The organism is Paenibacillus plantiphilus (assembly GCF_927798095.1).
Lineage (GTDB): Bacteria > Bacillota > Bacilli > Paenibacillales > Paenibacillaceae > Paenibacillus_Z > Paenibacillus_Z plantiphilus.
This window is the reverse complement of the sequence record NZ_CAKMMF010000003.1, coordinates 120005-145078: the sequence shown is the minus strand read 5'-3', so window position 1 is coordinate 145078 and position 25074 is coordinate 120005. Positions and strand designations below refer to the sequence as shown.

Annotated in this window: 23 protein-coding genes and 1 pseudogene; 21 read left to right on the top strand and 3 right to left on the bottom strand. The window is 47.9% G+C overall.

Annotated features, from left to right (window positions below):
- The first annotated feature begins 88 nt into the window (after nucleotides 1-88).
- From L6H65_RS03420 to L6H65_RS03365, 12 genes and pseudogenes are all read left to right on the top strand, one after another.
- A complete protein-coding gene (locus tag L6H65_RS03420; RefSeq protein WP_236338991.1) occupies nucleotides 89-1426 on the top strand; it encodes a dicarboxylate/amino acid:cation symporter in 1338 nt (445 codons plus the stop codon).
- Nucleotides 1344-2216 (top strand): GNAT family N-acetyltransferase, encoded by an 873-nt coding sequence (locus L6H65_RS03415; protein WP_236338990.1) that lies wholly within the window; start codon nucleotides 1344-1346, stop codon nucleotides 2214-2216. The genes L6H65_RS03420 and L6H65_RS03415 overlap by 83 nt, the downstream gene beginning before the upstream one ends.
- A gap of 54 nt (nucleotides 2217-2270) precedes the next feature.
- Nucleotides 2271-4664, top strand: coding sequence for a beta-ketoacyl-[acyl-carrier-protein] synthase family protein (locus L6H65_RS03410; RefSeq protein WP_236338988.1), 2394 nt, complete (start codon nucleotides 2271-2273; stop codon nucleotides 4662-4664).
- Between the two features lie 71 nt (nucleotides 4665-4735).
- Nucleotides 4736-5035 carry a phosphopantetheine-binding protein gene (locus L6H65_RS03405; RefSeq protein ID WP_236338986.1) on the top strand — a complete coding sequence of 100 codons (300 nt, stop codon included), beginning with the start codon at nucleotides 4736-4738 and terminating at the stop codon, nucleotides 5033-5035.
- A 1-nt stretch (nucleotide 5036) separates the two neighbouring features.
- Nucleotides 5037-5783: an SDR family NAD(P)-dependent oxidoreductase gene (locus L6H65_RS03400; RefSeq protein ID WP_236338984.1), complete on the top strand. Its 747-nt coding sequence runs from the start codon at nucleotides 5037-5039 to the stop codon at nucleotides 5781-5783.
- A 14-nt stretch (nucleotides 5784-5797) separates the two neighbouring features.
- The gene (locus tag L6H65_RS03395; RefSeq protein ID WP_236338983.1) at nucleotides 5798-6532 is read left to right on the top strand and encodes an SDR family NAD(P)-dependent oxidoreductase; all 735 of its coding nucleotides are present in this window, start codon (nucleotides 5798-5800) and stop codon (nucleotides 6530-6532) included.
- Between the two features lie 60 nt (nucleotides 6533-6592).
- A complete protein-coding gene (locus L6H65_RS03390; protein ID WP_236338982.1) occupies nucleotides 6593-6799 on the top strand; it encodes a hypothetical protein in 207 nt (68 codons plus the stop codon).
- A 107-nt stretch (nucleotides 6800-6906) separates the two neighbouring features.
- Nucleotides 6907-7725: a substrate-binding periplasmic protein gene (locus L6H65_RS03385; protein WP_236338981.1), complete on the top strand. Its 819-nt coding sequence runs from the start codon at nucleotides 6907-6909 to the stop codon at nucleotides 7723-7725.
- A gap of 55 nt (nucleotides 7726-7780) precedes the next feature.
- Nucleotides 7781-11176 (top strand): ATP-binding protein, encoded by a 3396-nt coding sequence (locus tag L6H65_RS03380; protein ID WP_236338980.1) that lies wholly within the window; start codon nucleotides 7781-7783, stop codon nucleotides 11174-11176.
- Between the two features lie 132 nt (nucleotides 11177-11308).
- Nucleotides 11309-11899 carry a TetR/AcrR family transcriptional regulator gene (locus L6H65_RS03375; RefSeq protein WP_236338979.1) on the top strand — a complete coding sequence of 197 codons (591 nt, stop codon included), beginning with the start codon at nucleotides 11309-11311 and terminating at the stop codon, nucleotides 11897-11899.
- A 58-nt stretch (nucleotides 11900-11957) separates the two neighbouring features.
- Nucleotides 11958-13328, top strand: a complete 1371-nt coding sequence (locus L6H65_RS03370) for an MFS transporter (protein WP_236338978.1) — start codon at nucleotides 11958-11960, stop codon at nucleotides 13326-13328.
- A 350-nt stretch (nucleotides 13329-13678) separates the two neighbouring features.
- Nucleotides 13679-14023, top strand: a pseudogene (locus tag L6H65_RS03365) (YggS family pyridoxal phosphate-dependent enzyme); the annotation flags it as partial.
- Here the strand turns inward: L6H65_RS03365 and pdxR are convergent.
- Nucleotides 13973-15409 carry a MocR-like pyridoxine biosynthesis transcription factor PdxR gene (gene pdxR, locus L6H65_RS03360; RefSeq protein WP_236338977.1) on the bottom strand — a complete coding sequence of 479 codons (1437 nt, stop codon included), beginning with the start codon at nucleotides 15407-15409 and terminating at the stop codon, nucleotides 13973-13975. The pseudogene L6H65_RS03365 and the gene pdxR sit on opposite strands and share 51 nt — an antisense overlap.
- A 155-nt stretch (nucleotides 15410-15564) precedes the next feature.
- Here pdxR and L6H65_RS03355 point away from each other — a divergent pair, with 155 nt between their 5' ends.
- The 4 genes from L6H65_RS03355 to L6H65_RS03340 all read left to right on the top strand — a co-directional run bounded on the left by L6H65_RS03355 (nucleotide 15565) and on the right by L6H65_RS03340 (nucleotide 18719).
- On the top strand, nucleotides 15565-16101 hold the full coding sequence (locus L6H65_RS03355) for a pyridoxamine 5'-phosphate oxidase family protein (RefSeq protein WP_236338976.1): 537 nt from the start codon (nucleotides 15565-15567) through the stop codon (nucleotides 16099-16101).
- Between the two features lie 297 nt (nucleotides 16102-16398).
- Nucleotides 16399-16977, top strand: coding sequence for an LURP-one-related family protein (locus L6H65_RS03350; RefSeq protein WP_236338974.1), 579 nt, complete (start codon nucleotides 16399-16401; stop codon nucleotides 16975-16977).
- 218 nt (nucleotides 16978-17195) lie between these two features.
- Entirely contained in the window at nucleotides 17196-17612 is a 417-nt protein-coding gene (locus L6H65_RS03345) for a MarR family winged helix-turn-helix transcriptional regulator (protein ID WP_307728298.1), read from the top strand.
- Nucleotides 17613-17690: 78 nt separating this feature from the next.
- Nucleotides 17691-18719 carry an LLM class flavin-dependent oxidoreductase gene (locus tag L6H65_RS03340; RefSeq protein ID WP_236339118.1) on the top strand — a complete coding sequence of 343 codons (1029 nt, stop codon included), beginning with the start codon at nucleotides 17691-17693 and terminating at the stop codon, nucleotides 18717-18719.
- A gap of 20 nt (nucleotides 18720-18739) precedes the next feature.
- On the opposite strand, the gene L6H65_RS03335 is transcribed toward L6H65_RS03340, so the two are convergent.
- The gene (locus tag L6H65_RS03335; protein WP_236338971.1) at nucleotides 18740-19378 is read right to left on the bottom strand and encodes a pentapeptide repeat-containing protein; all 639 of its coding nucleotides are present in this window, start codon (nucleotides 19376-19378) and stop codon (nucleotides 18740-18742) included.
- A gap of 21 nt (nucleotides 19379-19399) precedes the next feature.
- Nucleotides 19400-19822: a hypothetical protein gene (locus L6H65_RS03330; RefSeq protein ID WP_236338969.1), complete on the bottom strand. Its 423-nt coding sequence runs from the start codon at nucleotides 19820-19822 to the stop codon at nucleotides 19400-19402.
- Between the two features lie 219 nt (nucleotides 19823-20041).
- Here L6H65_RS03330 and L6H65_RS03325 point away from each other — a divergent pair, with 219 nt between their 5' ends.
- The 5 genes from L6H65_RS03325 (at nucleotide 20042) to L6H65_RS03305 (ending at nucleotide 25055) form a co-directional block, all read left to right on the top strand.
- Nucleotides 20042-20416: a MerR family transcriptional regulator gene (locus tag L6H65_RS03325; RefSeq protein WP_236338967.1), complete on the top strand. Its 375-nt coding sequence runs from the start codon at nucleotides 20042-20044 to the stop codon at nucleotides 20414-20416.
- The gene (locus tag L6H65_RS03320) at nucleotides 20413-20733 is read left to right on the top strand and encodes a thioredoxin family protein (RefSeq protein WP_236338965.1); all 321 of its coding nucleotides are present in this window, start codon (nucleotides 20413-20415) and stop codon (nucleotides 20731-20733) included. Before L6H65_RS03325 ends, L6H65_RS03320 begins: the two co-directional genes overlap by 4 nt.
- Before the next feature lie 172 nt (nucleotides 20734-20905).
- Nucleotides 20906-21529: a cupin domain-containing protein gene (locus L6H65_RS03315; RefSeq protein ID WP_236338963.1), complete on the top strand. Its 624-nt coding sequence runs from the start codon at nucleotides 20906-20908 to the stop codon at nucleotides 21527-21529.
- A 372-nt stretch (nucleotides 21530-21901) separates the two neighbouring features.
- Nucleotides 21902-23134 carry an outer membrane protein assembly factor BamB family protein gene (locus tag L6H65_RS03310; RefSeq protein ID WP_236338960.1) on the top strand — a complete coding sequence of 411 codons (1233 nt, stop codon included), beginning with the start codon at nucleotides 21902-21904 and terminating at the stop codon, nucleotides 23132-23134.
- A 10-nt stretch (nucleotides 23135-23144) separates the two neighbouring features.
- Nucleotides 23145-25055 carry a stalk domain-containing protein gene (locus L6H65_RS03305; RefSeq protein ID WP_236338958.1) on the top strand — a complete coding sequence of 637 codons (1911 nt, stop codon included), beginning with the start codon at nucleotides 23145-23147 and terminating at the stop codon, nucleotides 25053-25055.
- The last annotated feature ends 19 nt before the right edge of the window (nucleotides 25056-25074 follow it).

Below are 25074 nucleotides of genomic sequence, written 5' to 3'. Positions count from 1 at the left end.
ATGACAGCCAGTACTGGAGTGAGAAACCGTTGCGGTTATGCGACGGTTTTTCACTACAAATCCCATCATCGGCAAGTAGGTGCCCTAAGTGTTTCGAATACCCGTTGTTTCATTCCGCTGGATCAAATCGTTCTGGACGATACTGCTGTGCATGGCCGCAGGAATAGCGGCAGGTCTGCTGCTGCCCGGTCCGGCGCAATCCGCTGCTGCTGTAGGGGACTTATATGTAGCCTTTCTAAAAATGTGCGTCATCCCGCTTATGATGACAGCCATCATATCGAGTATCGGGGGCTTGTTCTCCAAGAGCGGAGCGATGGGGACGATCAAGAAGATGTTACTGGTCTATGCAGCAGCCTTCGTTATCGTGGGCGTGCTTGGGCTGTTGACCGGAGTCGTCGGACAACCGGGAGCCGGCTTGTCGGATGAATCCAGAACTGTGCTGGGCTCCATCGTTAACGGGTCCGAGCAGAGCGGTCAGCCGCTGGCGGAGCAGTCGTCGGAAGGACTTCTCGGTTTTTTTCTCGGCATGGTCCCGGCTAATATTTTTACTGCTTTACTGGAGAACAATACGCTGCAAATTTTATTCTTCTCAATTATCGTCGGGGTGGCCGTCGGCATGTCCCGCTCCAAGCAGGGCGAGGATCTGCTCCAACTGACGGATGTGTTGTTCCATGCTTTCCAGAAAGCGATATCCTGGTCGATGTACATGCTGCCAATTGGTCTGTTCTGCATGATGGCCGGACAATTCGCCAAGCTGAATCTGGAGATTCTGCCGGCGATGATAGAGCTTATCGCGATGCTGTACAGCGTCAGTCTGATTCTGATCGGCCTGTCGGTTGTCGTGATGTCGCTGCGTCTGAAGATGCCTGTGACGGCGATATGCAGAGCGATGAAGGAATCATTGGTTATTGCATTCGGCACTAGAAACAGCATGGCCAGCATCCCTTCCTGCATGCATGCTTTGGGGGAGGCGCTGCGTCTCGAATTAAGCTCGGTCAAACTGGTCGTGCCTCTTGGCATGATTATGTGTCGTTATAGCATGCTGCTTCTATACATGCTCGGCATTGTATTCACAGCTCAAATATATGATTTCAGCTTTTCACTGACGCAATGGGCAATTGTATTGCTAGGCGGCATATTGGCATCGATTGCTGGCGCAGGCTCGCCTGCATTGGTATCCATCGGCATGATCGCGATGATTGCCGGACCTCTGCAGCTTCCGGCGGATGTAACGATTATATTGCTGCTCGCGATTAATCCGATCGTAGATCCGATCATAACGGCAGCCAATGTCATGGTCAATTGTGCAGCAGCCTCATTAATATCACCAAGGACGGATGCAGATGTACAACATCAAAATATTGACGAGATCCGATTGGACGGCATACAGAAATCTGATGTTCCAATGGATTATGCCGCAACTTGACAGGCTTCACAGCTTGGACAGGCTGCACATGGTTGGCGCGGAAGCGGAGGGAACTCCGGTCGGTCTGGCCGTTCTGGAATTGGACCCGGACGAACGTCATGCTATCGTACATTGCCTGTTCATCGCGGAAGGCTGCCGCAGGCAAGGACTGGCTTCCGATCTGATGAAGACAGCGCGGCTGCATTGCAGCAAGCGCAATATAGCTTCTATTAAATTTGCTTATTATTCAGGGAAAGCGATCACGCCTGCGATTGAAGCATGGCTTCACAAGGAAGGCTGGTCTGCGCCGCAGCTTGAAGCGGTCATTTTCCATATCGACAGCAGCATCGCTGGCGCAGGCTGGCTGAGAGACAGGGCTCTGCCGCATGGGCTCAGCCTGCTTCCCTGGAATCATATAGATCAGAATGATCGGGGACTTCTAGCTGCCGGGGGGACACATGCTTATCCCGCCTTTCTGTCCCCGTTCAAAACATTTGCGCAGCTTGAGCAAAGCAATAGTCTTGGATTATTATCCGCAACGGGCATTGAAGGCTGGTCGATCGCTTATCGGATCGCGCCAGATACCGTTTTATATGATGCGCTGTTCATCTCGCCGCAATATCAACAGGCAGGACTGGCCCTTGTCATGCTGTCAAAATCGATCCAATTGCAGCTGGAGGCAGGCATTCCGCTGGGCGTATTTACTGTAAATATGAGCACGCCGGTGATGATGAAGCTTGCAAGGCAATGGCTGGCGCCATACGCCTGGAAGATGAGCGAGAAACGCTCCTGCTATCAGCAAATAACGTGAACAATAACGGGGTCAGCTTGCGGATCCCTATCATTATTATCGGGAGGGAAACAGATGGCAAATGCTAAACACACCGGACACACTCATCGTGTAGCTGTGACAGGCTTAGGCGTTCTGTGTGCATTAGGCAATAATCCCGAGGCGGTGTTCACGCGTATGCTCAACACCGACACAGGGATTAGAGCGCTAACCCGGTTCCCGTCTGACAACTTGCAATGCTCGATTGCGGGAGAGCTGGAACGGGAGCAGCTGGCTGCATTGATGTCGGATGAAGCAACGGCATCGATGGATTCATGTGCAAGATATGCGATTGCGGCTGCCCGTCAGGCGCTGGGAGACAGCGGTCTTGTCATTCAAAGCTTCAATCGCAATGATGATGGATTGGAGTCCGGCTATCAAAGCATGACCTCAGACAGAATCGGCCTCGCCCTTGGGACGTGCAACGGCGGCATACTTTCACTGGAGAAGCAATGGGATTTGACTGCGCTGGATGATGCCAACACCGCCAACTATCCGTTCTACCAGCAAGGGGATGACGCTGCTCATGCGCTGGGCTTGAATGGTCCAGTCATTACGATTAATACGGCATGCGCGGCGAGCGGCAATGCGATCGGCTATGCCAGCGATATGATACGCTGGGGCATGGCCGATGCGATGCTGGCAGGCGGCTCTGATCCGTTGTCGCATAGTGTGTTCGCTGGATTCAATGTACTGAGGGCGCTAAACCCGCTGCCATCATCGCCGTTCGGCAGCCGGTACGGACTTAATCTGGGTGAAGGAGCGGCCTTCGTCGTGTTGGAGCGGCTGGACAAGGCGCTGCAGCGGGGAGCCCGAATCTATGGCGAGCTCTGCTCGTACGGTCTTAGCAATGACGCTTACCATGAGACAGCGCCGCATCCAGAGGGAGCAGGGATTCAGAGAGCGGTTGAAATGGCGCTGAACCGTGCGGGGGTTCCGCGTGAGCGTATTCAATATATTAATGCGCATGGTACTGGAACGATGGCTAATGATCAAGCTGAATTAAGCGGCCTCAGAAAGGTTTTCGGAGATACAATAACCGTTCCAATCAGTTCAAGCAAAGCGTATTTCGGACATAATCTGGGTGCTGCTGCAGCGGTGGAGCTGGTCACCTCGCTGTATGCGATCAAGCAGGGCTTCGTTCCGGGTACGCTGCATTACGATGGACCGCGAGATGGCTGCGGCAATGTGAACATCATCGGTGAAGAGATGCCGAGACTGAATCCGCAATATATGCTCAGCAACAACGCCGCGTTCGGCGGGCATAATGTATCACTCGTGCTGCGAACGGACTCGTGCGGCACAGAACCGCATTGCCAGAGCAGCAGCAAGCAAAGTGCGCGGGTCGTTATTACGGGTATCGGAGCGGTCGGTGACTGGGGAATCGGTCAGGGCGGCGTACTTCATCTGATAGGCGGCTCGTCGTCGGCAGAGGATTCTGATGCTGGTGGGAAAGCGCCATTTTCATTGAAAGAATATGATAAAAGCAAATATGAACGCAGAATGAACAAAATTGCCCAGTATACGATAGGGGCGGCTTTGGCGGCAATCGAGAATGCTGGGCTGACGGAATCTGCGCTGGCAGATATCGGTTTCATCTACGGAACTTCAAGAGGAAGCACGGAGAGCATCTCGCGTTTCCTTGGCTCTGTGTTCGAGAAGGGGCCAGAATACGCAAGCAGCATCTATTTTCCGCATACGGTCATTAACTCGATTGCCGGCAAAACAGCGGAGAAGCTGCAGCTGCGAGGGTTCAATAGCTCGCTCAGCACGGGCGGGAATGAAGGAATAACCGCTGCGTTGTATGCTGCCGGGATGATTCGGGAAGGCTCACTGTCTGTCTGCCTGATCGGAGCTGGCGATGAGCGGTCCGAATTGTCGGACCGCATTGACCAAGCCAAAGGCTTGCATGCAAGCCGTTATGCCATGACCGAAGGCAGCGCCTGCATGGCGCTGGCTAGTCTGGATCAAGCGTTATCGAGCGGCGCCAAAATATATGCTGAGCTGCTGGGCTTCGGCACAGCGTTCGGAGCTGCGCAGCATACAACGGATGGGGACGTGCTGCTGTGCGCGGCCATTGCGGAGGCATTGATCCAAGCGGAAATCGGCATGCACGATATCAATCTTGTACTGCTGAATTCAGTAGGAAGAGCAGGAGAGACGGAATGGGAGATTGAGGTTATCTCTCATATGGGATCACAGCCTGTTCCCCCGATTATTTGTCTGAATGAAGCATCCGGCTACGGAGAGTCCTTCAGCTCCATGCTGCATCTCGCTGCGGCTGCCGAGCTTGTGCATCATGGCGCCGCATGCGGAATTCTCCGCCAGCAGCCTCTGCTGGAGGGGATGCGCATCCGCAATGTGCTGACAGTCAGCTCATCTGTTAATGGCAGCTATTCTGCTGCTGTTGTAGGCGAACGGCGAGAGTAATCAATATCAATTTCAAATTGAGCTTCAATTTCAATATGGATCGCACTATATTTCGAGGGAGGAAATGAGTTATGAGCACTTCACAGCGGTTGGAACTGGATGAGATCAAATCAATCGTGAAACAGAGCTTGCTTATTGATCGGTTGGAGCTTGAGGATATATCGGCGGAGGAAATTACGGATGACATGATCCTGTTCGGGGACGGTCTGGGTCTGGATTCTGTAGAGGCGTTCGAGGTTATGGTTGGCATGGAGGAATTATTCGGCGTCATGGTGGAGGATATTCCTGCTGAGGAGCTCAAATTGCATTTGAAGAATGTGCAGTCAATAGCAGAGCTGATTCTGTTGAAGCATACAAAGGGAATGGACTAGAATGACAGCCTTCCACAATAAGGTTATCGTCATTACAGGCGTTACGCGCGGCATTGGAAGAGCAGCTGCGCTTCGATTCATCGCGGAGGGTGCGGCAGTTGCGGGCATATATGTGAGCAGCGACGATGCCGCTCTTGAGCTGCAGCAGCACATTCAGGCCAACGGCGGACGAATGAGCCTATACAAAGGTTCTGTAACGAATCGGGAATTTATAGCTAATGCGTTTAATGATATATACCAGTCATATGGGAGAATGGACGTTCTCGTTAATAATGCCGGACGGGCCAATGATGGGATGGCGCTGCTCATGCCGGAGGAGCAATGGAATGATGTGGTCAGTACGAACTTTATTGGAGTCTGCAATTGCGCACAGGAAGCGATACCCTACCTGGTTAAGCAAGCGGGAGGCAGCATCGTCAATGTCGTCTCGGTCAGCGGCGTATATGGCAGAGAGGCGCAGACAAATTACGCAGCCTCCAAAGGCGCAGTCATAGGGCTGACGAAGCTGCTCGCGCGGCGTTATGCATCGGAAGGCATACGTGTAAGCGCTCTCGCGCCGGGGATGATCGATACGGAAATGGCGCAACATGTTCCTGAGGACAAGCTGGCCGAGTTTCTTCGCCATACAGCGTCAGGACGGCTCGGCTCAGCCGAAGAGATTGCCGATGCAATCGCCTACCTCGCGGGGCCGTTAGCGGCTTATACGACGGGGCAAGTTCTGAAGATCGATGGTGGATTTTTGCGATGAATGGGGGCGCTTATATGATCAGGACTGCTTTTCTGCTCCACGCGGACAGCCATTCGGGTTTGGCAATCGGCAATTATTTGCTGCAACGGGGAATGACGCTGACCGCGCAGTTCTCTACGCCAGAACAGGCACAATCTTATATCGCTGAATTGCCGGTCGATTGGCGCGATCGATGCATGCCGATGATCGGACAAGCGGGAACAATGGAAGAGATCGATTCACAGGTGAACGCTGCTTCCGCAGAGATGCAGGGACTTGATCTGTATATTCACGGGAACGAGTGGGTTGATGAAGGGGTTATGCTGGATAACAATCCAGCTCAATTCGCGGTTCAACTGGATAAACGGCTCCGCGAGCTGTTCTTGTACAGCCGTGCAGCAGGCAATGTTATGGCGAGGAAACGCCAAGGACAGATTATTATACCGATGCTGTCGGATACGCTGCATAACGCCGGATTTCCGGCTTCTCCCGTATACAATCAAGGCGCGATCGCTTTTGTCAAAAGTCTGGCCAAGGAAGTAGCGCCTTTCCGAGTAGGCGTCAATGCCTTTCAATTCGGTTATTATCGCGCGCCAGGCACAGTGGGTTCAGCTCGGGATAACCGCAAGCTGTTCGATATGTATGCGCTCAAACCGCCGATTCCCGATTTAATGGAAGCAGCGAAGGGACTTGGTCTTCTTCTGGATTACGGCAGCGGAATGAGCGGTCAGACTGTCAATTGGGGCTATGGCATCCCGTCCATTCTGTAATGGGTTATGCTGGCGGGTGCAGGTCATGACAATTGGACTTATAAAAGGGGCAACGAATATATGGTAGATCTGCCGAACGAGGATGTGCAAAGAGAAGATGAGTTGACAGAGGATGAATTGGAAGTCGTTGTCGGCGGTCTTGCGACCGTTCTCGTTCCATTGTGCAAGCATTGCCAACAGCGTATTGCTGTGCATGACATGAGTGTGTGCGCAGTGTGCTTCCTCAAATTTCATTCGCCAATTGCCGGGCAGGACATTCAAGCATGATCAGCCGCTGCAGCTTAGTAAGCTGCCGTTTGCTGATCCTTGTTGTATTGGCGGTTATAGCAAGTTCATGCGCGTATTCCTCATCTCCAGCTCATGAAACTCCAGTAGTGGAGAAGGATAATGCTGCTCAGGCAGCTGTAACGAAGTCGGTGGATTTGCCCGCTTATACGGATGAACAGCTGGCGAGTTATTCCGATGAGATCAGCGATATTCTGCGGAGGGGCGAGCTGCGGGTTGCCGTATACCGCGAGGATCGGTACCCGTTTTTTTATGCGGATGACCAGGGCTTGCTTCACGGCAGCGACATTGAGCTTGCACGCGATATCGCCTTGAAGCTTGGTGTTAAGGCAACGTTTCTTCGGACTGCGAAGTCCTTCAATGAAGTTGTTGAGCAGGTTGCTGCAGGGGAGGCTGATATCGCGATTTCGAAGCTAAGCGTCACACTTGAACGTGCGAAGAAGGTGTTGTTCTCCGAGCCCTATTTGACGTTAAGGCAGACACTGCTCATTAATCGCCTGCAGCTTGCAAGTCTTGAACAGGGCAATCGTGATCCGCTGAATGTCATACAAACCTATGGCGACCGAATAGGTGTTATCGGCGGCACATCCTATGCCAGCTTTGCCAGGGAGCTATTCCCTGATCAGCAGCAGGTCAACTTCTCGTCAACGGCCTCGTTGATTGAAGCCGTTCAGAATGGCGAGGTGCTGGCAGCTGTTTATGATGAGTTTGAATTAATGAGCTATCAGAAGAAACACCCGTCCAGCTCCTTGCATCTGCAATACTTGCGGCTGGAGAACCACATGGATTCGATAGCGGTTGCTGTTGCACCACAGCGGCGCCATCTCCAAGCGTGGATCAATACGTATATGCAGCTTCAACAAGACTATGTGAAGCGCTTGCTGACAGATTACGAAATTATTAATTGAAGGAAATGGTTATGAAGAATATGATAGGGTAGTGGCAAGAATAGGTGCGAACAGGATGGCGGAGGTCCCGATGAAGAAGCGACTGCCTTTAATCTATTATATTATTCCGGTATTGCTCACGGTTTTCACGCTGTTTGTGCTGCTGTCATTTGATACTTCAATTGATGCAGGAAACCGTGAGGCTGTTCAGGGGAAGCTGGCAATTACCAAGCAAGATCTGGATATTGAGGATGGCATTCGACTGAATGGCGAGTGGGAATTCTATAACAGCCAGCTGCTGGAGCCGCAGCACTTCATGGAACGAGAGTCTCGGCATAAGAGCTACATTGCTGTGCCCGGATCATGGGAAGGCCAGCTGGTAGACGGCAAGGCAATGTCGAGCAAGGGTTATGGAACCTATCGTGTTACGATCCAGCTGCCGAAGACCGACAGGAAGCTGGGGCTGGCAACACGATTGATCACATCCGCTCATCGGATATGGATCAATGGAGAGCTGGCTGCAGAGAACGGCATTGTTGGGACAAGCAGAGAGGCGATGAGACCTTTAATTGTGCCGAAATTAGTGCCGATAGACGGCTCGCAGGGCAAAGTCGAAATCGTGATCCAGGTGTCCAACTTCACACAGCGCAAGGCAGGTCTATTCGCTCCGGTGGTGCTTGGGGATTATGAAAGCCTGGACGGGCAGATGAAGCAGAAGCTGGCGATTGAGGGCTTGCTGATGGGCTGTATGCTCATTATGGGACTCTATCATATCGTGCTGTTCATCCTTCTGAGGCGTAATTCAGAGTCGTTGCTATTCGGCCTGATCTGCCTGTTGCTGGCACTGAAGAACAGCTCCCAAGGCCAGGTCACCATGGCCTTATTCTTCCGTAATATTACGGATGACCTGCTTGTCAAAATAGAGTATATCGGATTTCTGGGGAGTGCGCCGTTATTCGTGCTGTTTATCTATAGCAGCTTCCCGGGGCAGATGCCGAAGTCGCTGCGCAATTGTCTATGGATTCCCGGTGCTCTGTTCACTTTGTTTATTATAGCAACCCCAGTTTATATATTCACAATCATTGTTGTGCTTATGCAGGTCTATGCGGTTGTGACGTCCTTTATATTGATTCAGTACATATTCAAAGCGGCAATCAGGGGGATGGCAGGCGCCACCTTGTTGGCGGTGGGAGCCGTTGTTTTTTTCATTACCGTTGCCAATGACATTCTAATGAGCAATGGGACGATACGGACGGGCATCTATTTTCCGTATGGCATGTTATTCTTAATTATTTGTATATCTATCATTCTCTCGCTTAAGTTTTCTACCGCGTTCAAGACGATTGAACGATTATCGACACGTCTGCTTGATCTGGACAAGGTGAAAAACGAGTTTTTGACCAATACCTCGCATGAGCTGCGCACCCCGCTCAATGGCATGATTGGGCTTGCGCAATCGCTGCTGTACAACATGAGGGGCGATCTGACAAGCAAGCAGGAGCTTCATCTGAATATGATTGTGTCCAGCGGCCAACGGATGGCATATTTGATCAACGATATATTGGATTATTCCCGCCTGAACAACAACGATATACGCTTGAACATTGTCAATGTTGACTTGCATCAGCTTGTTCAGGTTGTGCTGACCGTGGTCAAACCATTGACTGCCGGACGGGATCTGTTTCTGCATAATGAGATCAAGCCTGACTTTCCGCCCATACAGGCGGACGAGAACAGGCTGCAGCAAATCATTTTCAATCTGATCGGCAACGCTATCAAGTATACGCCATACGGTCAAGTTTCCATTGGCGCGGTCCATTATAACGGCTATGTAGAAATTTATGTGGCGGATACAGGGATCGGCATTCCAGAGAACCGATTTGAGGATATATTCAAGCCTTTCGAGCAGCTCAATGAGCAGGATGAGTCAGGTTCGGGCCTTGGTCTCAAAATTACTAAGCAGCTCGTCGAGCTGCACGCTGGCAAGATCACCGTTCAATCGAAGATTGGCATCGGCTCACGCTTCTGCTTCACGATACACAATCAGACAGCAATGAAGGGCAAAGCGAAGCCGCATACACTTAGATGGCAGGATATGGACATAGCGGGAATGATCCGCGATGAGGAGCTTGCTGTTGCTGTAGCATTGGAATCCACTTCGCCTTTATCTGTGGAAGGGGATATTAGCGGCACAGCTCAACCGCCCTATCGGCTGCTCGTCGTGGATGACGAGCCGGTCAATCTGCAAGTCGTTATCCAGCAGCTGGCTGCATTGAACTGCATCGTCGATACAGCAACGAGCGGCGAGCAGGTCGCATCGCGAATGAAGGAGCTGCAGGTGTATGATCTGGTAATTGCCGACTTGATGATGACCGGATTATCGGGATATGACCTGTGCCTTGCCATAAGAAAGAATTATACGTTGTATGAATTGCCGATTCTGATTATGACGGCAAGCAATAGAGAGGATACGATTGTGGCGGGATTCAGCGCGGGGGCGAATGATTATATATCCAAGCCGTTCGGTCGCAATGAATTGCTCAGCCGTGTCCATACACTTATTTTATTGAAGAGAGCTGTGCAGGAAGTGAGCTTGAATGCCGAGGAGCTCGCCAAGCTGAACTTGCAGCTCACGGAGCTGAACACCAGTCTCGAACAGCGTATTCAGGAGAGAACGCTGGAATTGGAGCAAACGAATGAGGTTCTTGAGCATAAGCATAAGGAATTGTATCGTCTGGAGCTGGCGAGAAGACGGCTGCTGAGCGATATTTCACATGAGCTGCGTACACCGATGACTGCCATACAGGGTTATGTGGAAGCGATCGTTTCCGGGCTCGTTGAAGAGGATGCCGTTAAAGAGCGATATTTGCAGATGGTATTGTCCAAAGCGCTTGGCTTGAATCGGCTCATACAGGACCTGTTCGAATTGTCGCGTCTGGAATCACGGCGTTCGGAAATGATCTTCGAGATTATTCCGCTGAATAAACTGATTGCGCTTATTCAGGATAAATTTGGGCTCGATGTCGCCGGGGCAGGTCTGCAATACAGCTTCGTTCAGTCATTGGATTCGGCGCTTCTCGATGAGTGCCAGGTTGTTATTGATTTGGATCGTATAACACAGGTGTTGACGAATCTGGTCTTCAATGCAATTGAGCATACGGATGCCGGCGGGCGAATTGAAATCACTTGCGAATTTGCAGAGGAGCATAACGTGGACAATGCGATTGGCAAGCTTGTTATTCATGTACATGATACGGGAAAGGGCATACAGAATGATTCGCTGCCGCTTGTCTTCGACCGATTCTATCGCGAGCAGAGGACAGAGCGCTCTTCCGACTCCCGCGGCATGGGCATCGGACTTGCGATTGCCAAAGAGATCGTCCAATATCATGATGGTGCTATCGATGTTGAAAGTGTTGTAGGACAGGGCAGTACATTCTCGTTCACGCTGCCATTGTATCGATTTGAGTAAGGGACTGGCGGCGGTTAAAGTTGCGCTGTAAGATGTGCGGCCGCCGCCAACCTCCCCTGTTATTGACATTGCAGCGAAATACGATTAAGATAACGATGTAAGTAAGTACTTGCATTGAAGCAGGGTGAATAAATGACGAACATTCATAGCACGAGTGACAAGCTTTTGCTGGCGGCAATCGATCTCATGGCGGACAAGGGATATGATGGTACGACGACCAAGGAGATTGCCGCTGCTGCCGGAGTGAACGAAGTAACGTTATTCCGCCATTTCGGAACGAAACAGAAGCTGCTTGAGGCGGCGTACAACCGTTATCATTATGCCGATGAGATGACCAAGCTTTTTAAGGAGAGCCTGATCGGGGAGCTGTATACGGATCTGCTCTTGATCAGCCAAACGTATCACAGGAGCATGAAGCGGAACCGTAAGCTGTTTATCATTGCCCATCGCGGCAGCAGCAATCTTCCTGAGGAGGTTTATCAGGAGGCGGGACGCCATCCCCAGCAGCTGAAAAAGCTATTAACGGAATATTTGATCGCCATGTCGGAGCAAGACAAGGTTGTGCTGTCGAATGCCGAGCTGCAGGCTTTATCCTTCATGTGGATGAATCATGGCGCATTTATTAGCTGCCACTTAAACGCCAAAGAACCAATCCCAGAGACCTCGTTGGATGAATTTATCGAGGAAAGCGTACGGTTGTTCACTAGGGCATTAACACCCTAGTTTTTTTATAAAATCAATGCAAGTGTGCGCTTGCATACATGAAGAGGAGTAGATAGACATGAATGCTGAATTACAAGTGCGGCGAGCGCTAATTCTAATGCGATTATTGATGTTTACCGTTATGCTGTCATCGATGAGCGCACTGATGTTTAATGTTGTACTTCCGCAAATTAGTGAAGAGTTTCAGTTAACCCTTGCCCAAGTGAGCTGGCTGTCATCTGCCTATACGCTTATTTATGCGTTTGGAACCGTTGCGTATGGGAAGCTGGCGGACAGATTCCAGCTGAAGAGCCTATTGACGTTTGGTTTGGCGTTGTTTGCTGCGGGTTCTCTAGTTGGGCTCATCTCCCAAACCTTCTGGCTTGCGCTTGTAGGCAGATGCCTGCAATCTGTCGGTGCGGCCGCTATTCCAGCCATTGCGCTAATTATCCCTGTGCGCTACTTTTCACCTGAGAGGAGGGGCTCTGCACTTAGCATGACTGCTGTTGGCCTTGCGATCGGCAGTGCCCTTGCGCCTGTTCTTTCTGCGCTTGTCGTTAGCTTCGCGAACTGGAGATGGTTGTTCTTGCCTTCTCTGTTGATTCTGCTGCTGCTGCCATTGTACCGCAAATATTTGGAATATGAACCGAAGGCAGCCCCGCGGAAATTCGACTGGATTGGCGGGAGCTTGCTCGCTGCATCCATTACGCTGCTTCTGCTTAGCGTCACGAATCGAGCTTTGCCGTATTTGATTGTCGGAATCGTGATGCTGATTCTGTTCATTATACGAATTCGTATGGCCAAAGAACCGTTTATTCAACCTCAATTGTTTCACAATAAAACCTATTCCATTGCACTGGCGATAGCCTTCCTCGTCAGCGGCATTGGTGTATCCTTATATTTTCTAACTCCGATTCTGCTTGCGGATTTGTATCAATTGGATGCGAATTGGATCGGTTTCGCGATGGTTCCTGCGGCAGCCGCCGCAGCCATTCTTGGGAGAAGAGGAGGGAAGCTGGCTGATCTGAAAGGCAATTCCTATCTGCTGTCGGCTGCTTCCATTTCATTAATTGCTTGCTTCATCTTGTTGTCCATCTTTACAGGAATTTCGCCGTTATGGATCTCCTTCTTTCTTATATTCGGCAATGTAGGGCAATCCTTCATGCAGATTGCAATGTCCAATTCCATATCCGGAGCGTTGCCCAAAGATCAGGTGGGAGTGGGCATGGGACTTTTCTCGATGATGAGCTTCATTGCTCAAGGGATAGCTGCAGGGGTGTACGGCATTGTGGCAGCACAAGGCTCTTCGGATAATTGGAATCCGTTAAATGCCGATCCGGACAGTTCCTTGTACAGCAACACTTATCTTGTTCTCGCCGCCATGCATGTAGGGATCCTGTTGTTCTACCGCTTGCAATTCCGTCCAAGGCCGTCACGTGTATCTGTATAATGGATTGGATGGCGGAGCTATGGGATGGAAAGGGCCCGTTAACAAAGCCTCTGGTCTTGGCATTGCAAGCAGAGAGTATGTCAGGGCATTGAGACGGCAAGGGGTGAGCACTGTCATCGGGGCAGTGAGAGGAGGAAATAAAATTATTCTAAACCCTTTGCTAACGGAAGGGTTTTGCTATTTGCAGTTATGGATTGTGATGAATAGGGGGTAATGGATCTGTCTGACCAATCCATCTGCTGATATACTATCTAAGTTACATACCATTTCGAGAGGCTGCGTACAATCCGAGAAATCAATTTCGACTAAGTAGATGGATCTTGATAAATGAAAGGGGAAGAGGAGCGTATATGAGCCAATCCTTTGTTGAAGAAAATCTCAAAGCCGTACATCACCAGATGGAGCTGGCTTGCCAAGCCTCTGGAAGAAGGAGGGAGGATGTTAAGCTATTGCTGGCTACTAAAACATTCCATTTCGAAACGTTGCAAATAGCGCTTCAAGCAGGGGAAACTTTATTCGGTGAAAATAAAGCACAAGAGCTTCGAAGCAAGGCTGCGCTTATGCAGCAATACAACGAGGTGGAATGGCATTTTATTGGCCATCTGCAAACAAATAAGGTGAAGGATGTCATCAAATATGTCACTTTAATCCATTCTGTTGATCGTTTGAAATTGGGGCATGCCCTGTTCAATCGCGGCTTCATCTACTTTTGCAAATCCTAGTACCCAGCCCTTTCGTTTGCTTTCCAGACAATAGGGACCGAGTGGATACACACGTATTCCCATCTGCAGCGCCTGATTAGTCACTGCATCTTCATCGAACGATTCCTCAGCTTCAAGCAGCATATGCAAACCCGTTTCTACGCCGCTTAGTTTGAAGCGGTCTCCCAAACCACTGGCCATTATAGCTTTAGTCATCGCTTCGTGCCTGCGCCGGTATACATTTCTGAATCTTCTCATATGACGCATAAAATGACCATGTGCTATGAAGTGGGCAAGCGTCACCTGCTCCATAATTGGAAGGTGGCGGTAAGTCAACTCTTGCACTTGGGCAAGCTGACCAATTGCCTCCACAGAACCGACGATAGCAGATATACGGATGCCAGGAGCAACCATTTTTGAAAAACTCATCATATATAAGGTGTTGCGAGGCTGCTGGCTAAACAAAGTTGGAAGCGGGTCCCCGCGATATCGAAATTCACTGTCGTAGTCGTCTTCAACGATCCAGGATTGATTCTGAACGGCCATCTGCAACAATTGCTGCCTGCGCGGTTCCGACATAATAACGCCAACCGCGCACTGGTGCGAAGGCGTAACAAAGGTTAGTTTGGATTGTGGATGAATACGATCTACTTGTAATCCATATTCGTCCACAGGGACGGGGACCACATTCATTCGCCGATATTTCATTGCCATCCAGGCAGCAGGAAAGCCGGGATCTTCAACAGAAACCGTGTCGCCTTCACTTAAGAGCGATTGCGCGATCAGGTCAATGCTGTGTTGAGCCCCTGATGTCAACAGAATTTGATTGATATGAACATGGACGCCTCGTTCCAGTGATAAATAACGCTGAATCTGTTCTCGCAACGGAACGAAGCCATAGCAATTGCCGTAAGCCCAACTGGTTAAATCCATTGCTGTCGACGCCTGTAAAAATGATTGCCGCCAATTCTTATGAAATTGTTCGTCTAAATAAGGCTCATGCGGAGTGAAATCGATATCCACCTTGTGATGCTCTTTGCCTCTGAACCAGTCCTGCAATTGACCAACCGCAGAATGTAATAGGGGAAGCTCAGGTGGAACAGGTCCTTGTGTTGTATCCTCCTTAGAGGAAGTTGTGAGTGAGCTCCACTCACTTACTCGCGTACCACCCCGCCGAGATGTCACAGTGTAACCGCGGCTGAACAATTCCTCATAAACGATCTGTATCGTTGAACGTGAGACCCCCACTAATAACGCGAGCTCACGTGTCGGAAGCAGCAATTCGCCCTGCGGCCAATTCCCGGTTGAGATATTATGAATCGCTTGATCAAGCAATTGCTGCCATATTGGCCGCTCATCATCACGATTTACTTTCAACATTCAACTCACCCCCGATAAAGTAACGTTGCAAAAAATATGGATTGCTTTAATAGATAATCTTTGGACATGTAGAAGCCATCCAATGATTGATATACTAACACGATAGTGTCCGGGCTTGCAACACAGAGACACAACACCATTAGGAGGAATAAGCGATGGATTCAATTCGTTATACAATCAGGGAGTGTCAGGATCAAGAAAAGATCAATCAATTTCTTTGTAGAGCGAGATTCGGACATCTTGGATTAGTGGACGGCCAGTTGCCCTATGTTGTACCGCTTAATTATGTATGGACGGATGGACAATTGTATTTTCACGGAGCAGGGGATGGACGACGAAATAAGGTTATGAGTCAGAATCCGGAGATCTGTTTCACGGTATGTGAAGAGTACGGAACCATTACGGACCCAGTACCGGCCAAAACAGACACGGCCTATATGAGTGTGATGCTCTTTGGACAGGCAGAGCCGATTACAGATTTGGATGAAGCGACTCATGTGCTTCAGGAGATGATGAATAAATATGTACCGGGCTACTATAATCGCCCCTTATCAAAGCAGCATGTAGATAAATATAGATCGGCTGTTTTTGGCGGGCCTGTTCAGGTTTACCGAGTAAAGCCGTACCACATGACGGCAAAAGAAAGTCCTATAGAAGCGGGGAAAATGTACAGAGCGGATACAGGTGGCTAATTCAACTATAAGTTCTCATTTAAAAAATGAATATGAATTAAGGGCTGTCGATCAATTTGAAAAGGTAAATAATGATTGGAAAATCACTTCCTTTCTTGTTGGAGATTAGAAAAGGAAAATCCATGACGCTGTCGAATTTTATAGGTATAAGGAACGAATTCTGTCGAATGCGCAAGTAGGACATCATCATTCTTCATTTGCGGAATGCGAGACAGACGTATTCGTTTTTTTGATACATAAGTTTTGTTTTCAAATGTGCGCTGCATGTAGAGAATGTAGAGAAAGAGGGAGCTAACAATGAATCCGAAATTTAGTCACACGCAATATTTGGCCAGAAAAAAAGTCCTCTCTTTGCTGGGAGCAAAGGTTCATATTTACGACAACAGCGGTCAATTGGTTCTGTTCTCGCAGATGAAAGCCTTCAAGCTGAAGGAGGATATTCGGCTGTATGGCGACGAATCCATGAAGGATGAGTTGATTACGATCAAGGCGCGCAGCGTCATTGATTTCTCAGCCACCTACGATGTGATCGATACGGTGACCGGAGAAAGGCTCGGTTCCCTGCGTCGCAAAGGTATGAAGTCGATTCTCAAGGATGAGTGGGTGATTCTGAGTCCAAGCGAGTCAGAGGTCGGGTTTATTAAGGAAGACAGCCGTTTGATGGCGATGCTCAGAAGAATCCTGTCCAGCTTGATTCCGCAAAAATTCAATGTGGAGATAAACTCCAGGACGGTTGCCGTCTTTAAACAGAATTTCAACCCGTTTGTCGGCAAGCTGAATTTGGATTTTTCACTGGATACTGCTAATATGCTAGACCGCCGCTTGGGTCTTGCCGCCGCTATGCTGCTGCTGGCGATAGAGGGCAAGCAGGGGTAGGACAGAAGCCGCAGTGCAGGCAGGGAAATCTGGAACAAAGCAATGCGGGGGAAGGGGCGTGCTTATACGAAGCACCGCCCCTTTTCTGTATCCTATAACGTAAATTGAATAGGGTGTGTGATCGGACGTTTTAGCGACAGGATGTACAGATTTGATTAGATTGCAATACCTTGATATAATTAGCTTGCTAATAAACAATGCTGGGAGCAGGGATGCATATGATTGATGATGAGATTCGTGAGCTGCTGGATAGAATATCATCTAAAATGCGCAGAGATTATTCGGAATTATTACGTGAACTCAATCTTCATGTGGGTCAAGATCAGTTATTGTGCCGACTATGGAGTGAGGAGGGAATGACACAAATACAGTTATGTGAACGTTTGAAATGCGAACCGCCAACGGTAACCAATATGGTCAAAGCGCTTGAAAGCCAAGGCTTTGTTTCTCGCGAGCGCGATCAAGCAGATGGCAGGGTCAGCAGAGTCTATTTAACTTTAAAAGGCCGAGAGCTGCATGAGCCGGTTGCGCATATATGGAGAAAGCAGCAGGAGAAATTATTGGAAGGCATTTTACCGGAGGAACGTTTATTGTTAAGAAGACTTATGAAACAAATGGCTGAGAATCTTTCCTAGCTCAGTTCTTCGTGCTAATATTTAGCAGGCTAACTAAATGATTGAACAAATAATCGACAAGAAATGGAGATCAAACAGATGAGACTAAGTGTACTGGACCAAGCACCGGTTACAAGTGGCAATACAGCAGGAGCTGCTTTAAAAAAAGCAGAGGAGCTGGCTATTGTTGCTGATCAATTGGGTTACCGCCGCATGTGGATGGCAGAGCATCATGGAACAAGTACGTTTGTAAGCTCGGCACCTGAGGTGGCGGCTGCACATTTGGCTGCTAAAACCAATCATATTCGCATTGGCACAGGCGGAGTGATGATGATGCATTATTCTCCGTTGAAATTGGCCGAGGTATTTAAAACGCTAAGTGCTTTTTCACCTGGCAGAATTGATTTTGGTGTTGGCCGAGCTCCAGGAGGGGATAATCCATCCATGTATGCCCTATCTGAAGGACGCCAGCCGATGATGAATAATATGTATGAAAAATTTCATACCGCCATGCAGTTGATTAACGACGAGGTGCCAGAGGATGAGCTGTACAGTAAAACGATCGCGGCGCCATCGCAAATTATTTTGCCGGAAGCGTGGCTCTTGGGTTCAACGGGCAACAGCGCCTTGAAAGCAGCGGAGATGGGTGTTGGTTATTCTTTTGCGCAATTTTTTAATGGCGCTATGACGAAAGAGATTTTCGATGCTTATAAAAATAATTTTCAGCCTTCAGCATTTATGGAGAAGCCAGAAATCAGTGTAACCTTCATGGTAACGACAGCTGAAACGAAGGAAGAAGCGGAGTTCGAAGCAGGTCCGCAAGATATATTTGGTTTACTGTTCAAGAGGGGGCAGTTCCGACCACTTATGACTCCTGAAGAGGCTCAGAGCTATTCGTTGACTGAAATGGATCGGATGATTATTAATGATAATCGTAAACGGCATTTTGTAGGAGCGGCAAAAGAAGTTGCATCGTTGTTGCAAGAGGAACAAGAGCAATATGGGTTTGATGAAGCGATGATTTGCAGCATTCCTCATTCACAAGAGAAACGATTGGACGTTTATCGCTTATTGGCACGGGAGCTATTGTCATCTCAGCCAACTAGTCATTGGTCACGCGAGCTCTAATTTGGACAATGGCTTCCCAATTATTTGATTACTAAACCCAAAAGCGCTGCAAATGACGCTGCTTGGCTCTGTGAGATGATACAACCATTCAAATCTTCTATGTCTATGGTTATTCCGTCAAACTGGCAGTCGCTAAGATCGATTCCAGCAAGCTTTGTCCCTGACAGCAATGCTTGATCAATATTGCATTCTGTAATGACGAATTTTTGCAATTGGGATTGATAAAAGTCGGAGCTTATTAATGAGCAGCCCTCGATATCCACATGCTTGAATTTTGCAAATCGAAAGAGTGAGTAGTCCGCAAGGCAATTGTTGAAGTGAACATGTTGGAATCTGCTTCTGGAAAAGTCAGTCCCTATTAGCTTGCAATCTCTAAACGCTACGCGATGAATGAAAGAACCCGTGAAATTAATATTCGACAAATCGCATCGATCAAAAATGACGTCTGTCAGTTCAATCTCCGGCAAGGAGGATTCCATGATGGTTACATTGGTAAAGACCACTTTTTCGAATGAAACTTTCGTGGCATCCTGATTGTCGATGGTAATGTCGTTTACAGATCCCATACTGAATTCATCCCTGGATTGCAGCGTGTGCATCTGTTGTGATCGATCAGGTAAATTCAAAGGGATTTTCGGCAATTCAAGCTTATTGTTCACTTGTACCTCCTCTGGAGAGATTTATGTGTTTCGTTTCTTTACGTCGGGTGTGATATTGCCTATTTGCTGATTTAAGAAGCTTATTATTTCTTTTGTATTTTCACTCATAGCGTCTGCCTGATCGTGATGATTGCTAGAGTTGGTAAGTAAACGTGAGTAGTTTTCTGTAGGTGTAGCTTCATCCTCGACTTCGGCTTGTTTTATTTCGCTCAACAGAACTTTTGACCCGTCTGATTGTACAAGATATTGTCTAACATAGGAACCTTCCCTTGTTGTAACCAGTTTCCCTTTCTTTTCCTCTGATTTATTCTCCTTGTCTTCGTTATCGTTCTTTCCAGTAGTTTGTTCGAGAAGGGCTGATTTAAACAGTTCATTGTTGTTCGTATTTAGATTGTTGCGTTGATTGATGTGTTGATAGGTTGGAATGGAGCTGTTAATGCGCATGGCTGCACATCCTTTCGAGTAGCAATTTTCACTGCTAAATTGTAGCCGCTTTCTGAAATATCGGCATTTATTATTACGAAATGAATACAAAATGTCAAGTTCAAGTATGCAATCTTCAGACTGTTCAAGTATTCGAACGAGTGTGTAAGAATAGCTCTTGACTATGACATTGATGTCATGGTTTAAAATGAGTTTACAGTGGAAGGAGGGGATGTTCGGTTGAAAATTGGGGAGCTTGCGGAAAGGACAGGGGTAAGTGTTCGTTCACTGCGTTATTATGAACGGCAGGGCTTGCTTGCTCCGCTGCGTCAGGACAATGGTTACCGTGAGTATTCTGTCTTGGCGGAAGAGCAAGTTCGAACGATTCGGTTTTATTTGGATCTCGGTCTTTCGACGGAACAAATTGCGGGATTTCTTCAATGTGTGCTTAGAAATAAAGAATCATTTTGCGAAGAAGTGCTACCCATTTACCAGCACAAGCTGAAGGAGATCGACGGGCAGATCCGCTTGCTGAACCAAATCAGGGTAAACCTGAGGGACCGCATTTCCTCCATTCTGCAAGAACGCAACCAAGGTCAGGAGGAGATAATATGAGCGTACTGGCGGTAAACGATATCAATTTTAATTCGGAAGTGAACAAAAATGCAACGACTTTAGTCGAGTTTGGGGCTGTATGGTGTCCGCCGTGCAAGGTGCTGTTGCCCATTCTCGATGAGCTGTCCGACGAGTATGGGGAGAGGCTGGCGGTTCTTAAGGTGGATTGCGAGGAATCCCCCGTCACGGCGGGAGGGTTTGGAATTCTGTCCATGCCAACTGTGATCGTGTTTCATAACGGGGAGCCCGTCGAGAAGCTGGTCGGGTTGCGGCCGAAAAATGTATACGAGAATATTCTCGCCAAATATACGACATAGGTATGAACTTTAGCGCAGAAGAGATGCATAGCGGCGAGCACGTGGCCAATATGCATCTCTTCTGCATTTCTCAGTTAGAAACCAAGCACAGGAAACAAATTGCTGAAGGTGTCACTTCCATCCTCTTAGGCATACAGTAACTAGACGTTTGCCTAAGAGGAGGAATGATTGTATGGAAGATTGTGTGCTGCAAGACCCGAATTTAAAGCTGGCGGCTGATTCCAATCAAGTGCTCAACTATAAGCGTGATCAATGCAATTACATTACACAGCTGTTCGGGCAACAGCTCCCGGCTATTAAGAACGGTTTCTTCAACATTCATATGACGAAAGGGATCATCGTCCAGCCGCACTGGCATACGAACGTGACGGAGATGATCGTTGTTATTAGCGGAGAGGTTCTGACCTCGGTATTTAACCCGTTCACACAGCGGGTGATGACCTATCATCTGAAGCCAGGCCAAGTTTCGATATTGCCGAAAGGCTGGTTTCACTGGATTATTGCCTTGACCGACCATGCTTATTTGCTGGCAATCTTCGATCAACCGACACCCGATATTGTATTCGGATCGGATTTCCTGCGTTGTATACCTAAGGAGGTTATAGCCAGAGCCTACTGTGTGAACGAGCATGAGTATGCCAAGGCTGTAGCTCCCATTCAGGAATCCCTTATTCTCGGCCCGCCTCCTGGATGCTGCATTAGAGAAGAGAGCGGCTGCTTCCAGGCCAATGAGCGCTATCCGGATATGGAGAGCCTTGGGGCATTAAGCGGAGCGGGCTGGCATCCTGCATTCTGAACCCATTCTCATAGCTGCTTAGCAGCCCCTTCATTCTTCTGCGCTCGGTACATCCCCTCCTTCAGGCGAGCTGGATAAGCAAGTCCATTTGAACTCAGACGGTTCAATAGTGGACAATATCGACTTTTCAGCTCGGCTATTCCTTAAAGCAATAATTTTCTTATAAGTCTACGCCAATTTCTGTCTATGCCCCTCGTTTCGTACAATAGTCAATCGTATGGCGCTTTACCGTCTTATGATTATGGTAAACGGATATACATAATATGTTTAAATATGGTAACATCAATTTATTGTCATTATTGATAGAAATAATGCTGTGTTTTAAAGAGAATAAGGATGAAAGTAGAAATATGATCAGAAAAGAGGAGCACGATGTTCAAAAAAATATTCTATTTATGTACAACTGTAATACTTGCATTGAATATTGTAGGAGCCCAATCTATCGCTGTCGCAAAAGGGAAGTGGCTTTCTGCGGCCGAATATATTGAGCTGCCCTATAAGAATGACAACGGCAAGAAGATTCAGCTTCGGGGATATAAAAACTTCGAAATAGATTGGCATAAACCATTAACCGATGCCTGGAAATTAAAGGTGGACCAAGACCAAATTCTACAGGTGGACGGCGAGCTGACAAGGGCCGTATCCAGGGAAGATGGAAGAGTGCTGTGGGAACGAGTCTACCAAGATTTTGACATGATGATCTTGCAAGAATGGGGGCAGACAGAAGAGGGCGTTATCTATACGATGCGTCAGGATTTATCGGATGAAACACTTGGAACCAAGGTGGATCTGATCACTCGCACCGGAAGTGAAATTGCATCTTATATCATTCCATATAAACATTTTACATTCCCTTATTTCATCGAAGCGGTTGATTTGGACAGCAACAATAACCTGATCACGGTTACCAACGAAGGCATCGCTTCCTTCTCTCCTGACGGAACGTTGAATTGGTTTAATTCGGATGTATCGAAATGGAATGCATCGAGTAGACTTGACAAATCGAATGTTGATGAGCTGTTTATCGATTCCAAAGATAATGTTCTTGTGCTGACCAATCTGTATGACAATGCCTATTACCTAAGCAGTACAGGTGTTATCCAATGGCAGAAGCAGCTTTCGTTTAATGATTGGTCTGATTCCATATTTGTCAAGAAAACAGGACAATGGATACGGATAGCGGTCAAGCCTAATGTAACAATCGAGATTTTGGACTTGAAGAGCGGCCGTATCATTAAAGTGAATAATCCAACTGTCCAGCAGCTCAATGAGGTTCTGCCTAAGGCGGGCAACGGGAAATATTACGTACGTTCCGATGGTGGTATTATGCAAATCGATTCCAAAGGAAAGAAGCTGTGGGAGTACAAGCTGAGGCTGAACGGATATACCACCGTGTGGAGCATGGACAGTGATGCGCAAGGCAATGTCTATATTCAGGATGGAGGAGGCAATGTATTCTCACTTGATCCGGCAGGCAATGAGAGATTCGTCCTTATTGTCAAGAACAAGTATCCAGGCAGCACATTTGATTTGGATGATCAGGGTGCTCTTTATTATATGGATTCTACAGTCGGATTAATGGTGATCAAACCAATTAAAGGTTGAGGAGAATCGTATGCTGAATAAATTTCGAATAATGATGATTGTTGTGCTGAGTATTTGTCTGGGTATCCCGCATATAGTTGGAGCGGCTAAAGCTCCAATGAAGGTCTATATAGAAGGGTCATTAATCAAGCTGGCTAAAGATCCTATTGTAGTGAATGGAGTGACGATGGTTCCATTCCGGCCTATATTCGAGAAGCTGGGATTGATGATTTCGTGGAATCAATTGTCGGGGACGATTACGGGGACTAGAGAAGGTTTGGAGATCGAACTGGTTGTTGGCGAGAAGACAGCTATCGTTAACGGTGAGGAACGCAAGCTATCCTTTTCACCTATTTCCATTTATGGAAATACGTTCGTTCCGTTACGGTTTATTAGCGAAGCTACCGGAAATGATGTGAGCTGGGACAAGACTGCGAATGCAATCAAGATCGCGGCTCCCCCGTTATTTTTCCAGGATCGTTCATCCAGCATACAAGTAAAGAAAGGGTCAACCACGAGCCTTCAAGCGGCTTCGAAAAAATATGATCTTAATCGCGTCGCAATCACTTGGAAATCCTCTAATAATAAAGTGGCGACTGTGGATGGTCAAGGAAAAGTCACGGCAATAGAGACGGGAAGAGCACAGATTACAGCCAGCTTGAACGGCAATATTAACGCTGTTATTACAGTTGAAGTTGTTGGTCCTCAGCCCAAAGATGCGCAAATCAATAAATCTCTGCTCACGATTGATGCAGGGGCATCCGAGCAATTGAGTATACGCGTTGCAGGAGAGGATAAGAGAACAGCCGCCGAGCTCGGCTATGACGTACAATGGTCCTCCGATAACAAGAATGTAGCCGTCATTGCTCCAGATGGAACGGTAACCGGAGTGGCTCCTGGAAAAACGGTGGTTAAGGGGACCATAAATAAAACCATCGTTCTGAAATGTATTGTTGTTGTCGAAGAAGCAAAGAAAGTTGAACCGAAATTGGACGAAACTCCGGCAGCACCCAAGGTCGATCAGCAGGAGATGCCTAATAGCAACCCTCCGAAAGAGAACGAGGTAAACGTTCCGACCGTTCAACCACCCGTTAGCGCACAGGAGAAACCGTTGACGCTGGAAGAGGTTGCTGCGAGTGGGGATATAGCACAGAATATGAAACAGTTCGCGAAATATTTGAATCAGAATTATGCTTCATTGCCTTCTCCTATTGGCGACTGGGAGCCGAAATTTGAAATAAACTATACAAGCATCGGCAATCCTGTATACCATATCACAATGGAATGGGGGAGACCGTCACCACACTCACTGGTCCTTGATGATCCGGGAATGGACACTATTTTATACGGTAGAGTGATTACACAGGAAGAGAAGCTGCATACAAAAAGAATGCTGAGGGATTTCCAGAAACAAATTGCTGGTCTGGCTGAACAGATTTTCCCGGAAACCCGCTTTAGAGGGGAATTTCGAAGAGGGCATTATAAGTATCCGAACCTTCGCATGGGTTATAATTATATTAAATTTTTAAGCTGGTCGAATTATAATGAAGAATCAAAGGAACAGGAGTTTACAGGGTTTCAATGGAATTTGAACGATAATAATATGAATTTAGTCGTTGATATGCCGCTTAGCAAGATCATGTTCTATGACGAAACGACGGGAACAGCCTACGAAAAATACAGCCCGTTCACTATCATAAAGATTAAAGTCGGCGAGAGCAAGGCTATAAAATTAGCAGTCGAGCCGATAGAAATGAACGATTCGGGTCTAAGCTATCATGAGATGGGATTAAGCTTTTCTACAGGCTATGACTCCAACCCTATTGTTTCTGTAGATAAGAACGGTGTCGTTACAGGGCTGCGCAAGGGGCAAAAGGGAATTAGTATCATCAGTCATTTGCAGCCTCTCATCACTCATTATGTTACGATTGTAGTCGAATAGACTTTCGTTGCCAGCTAGT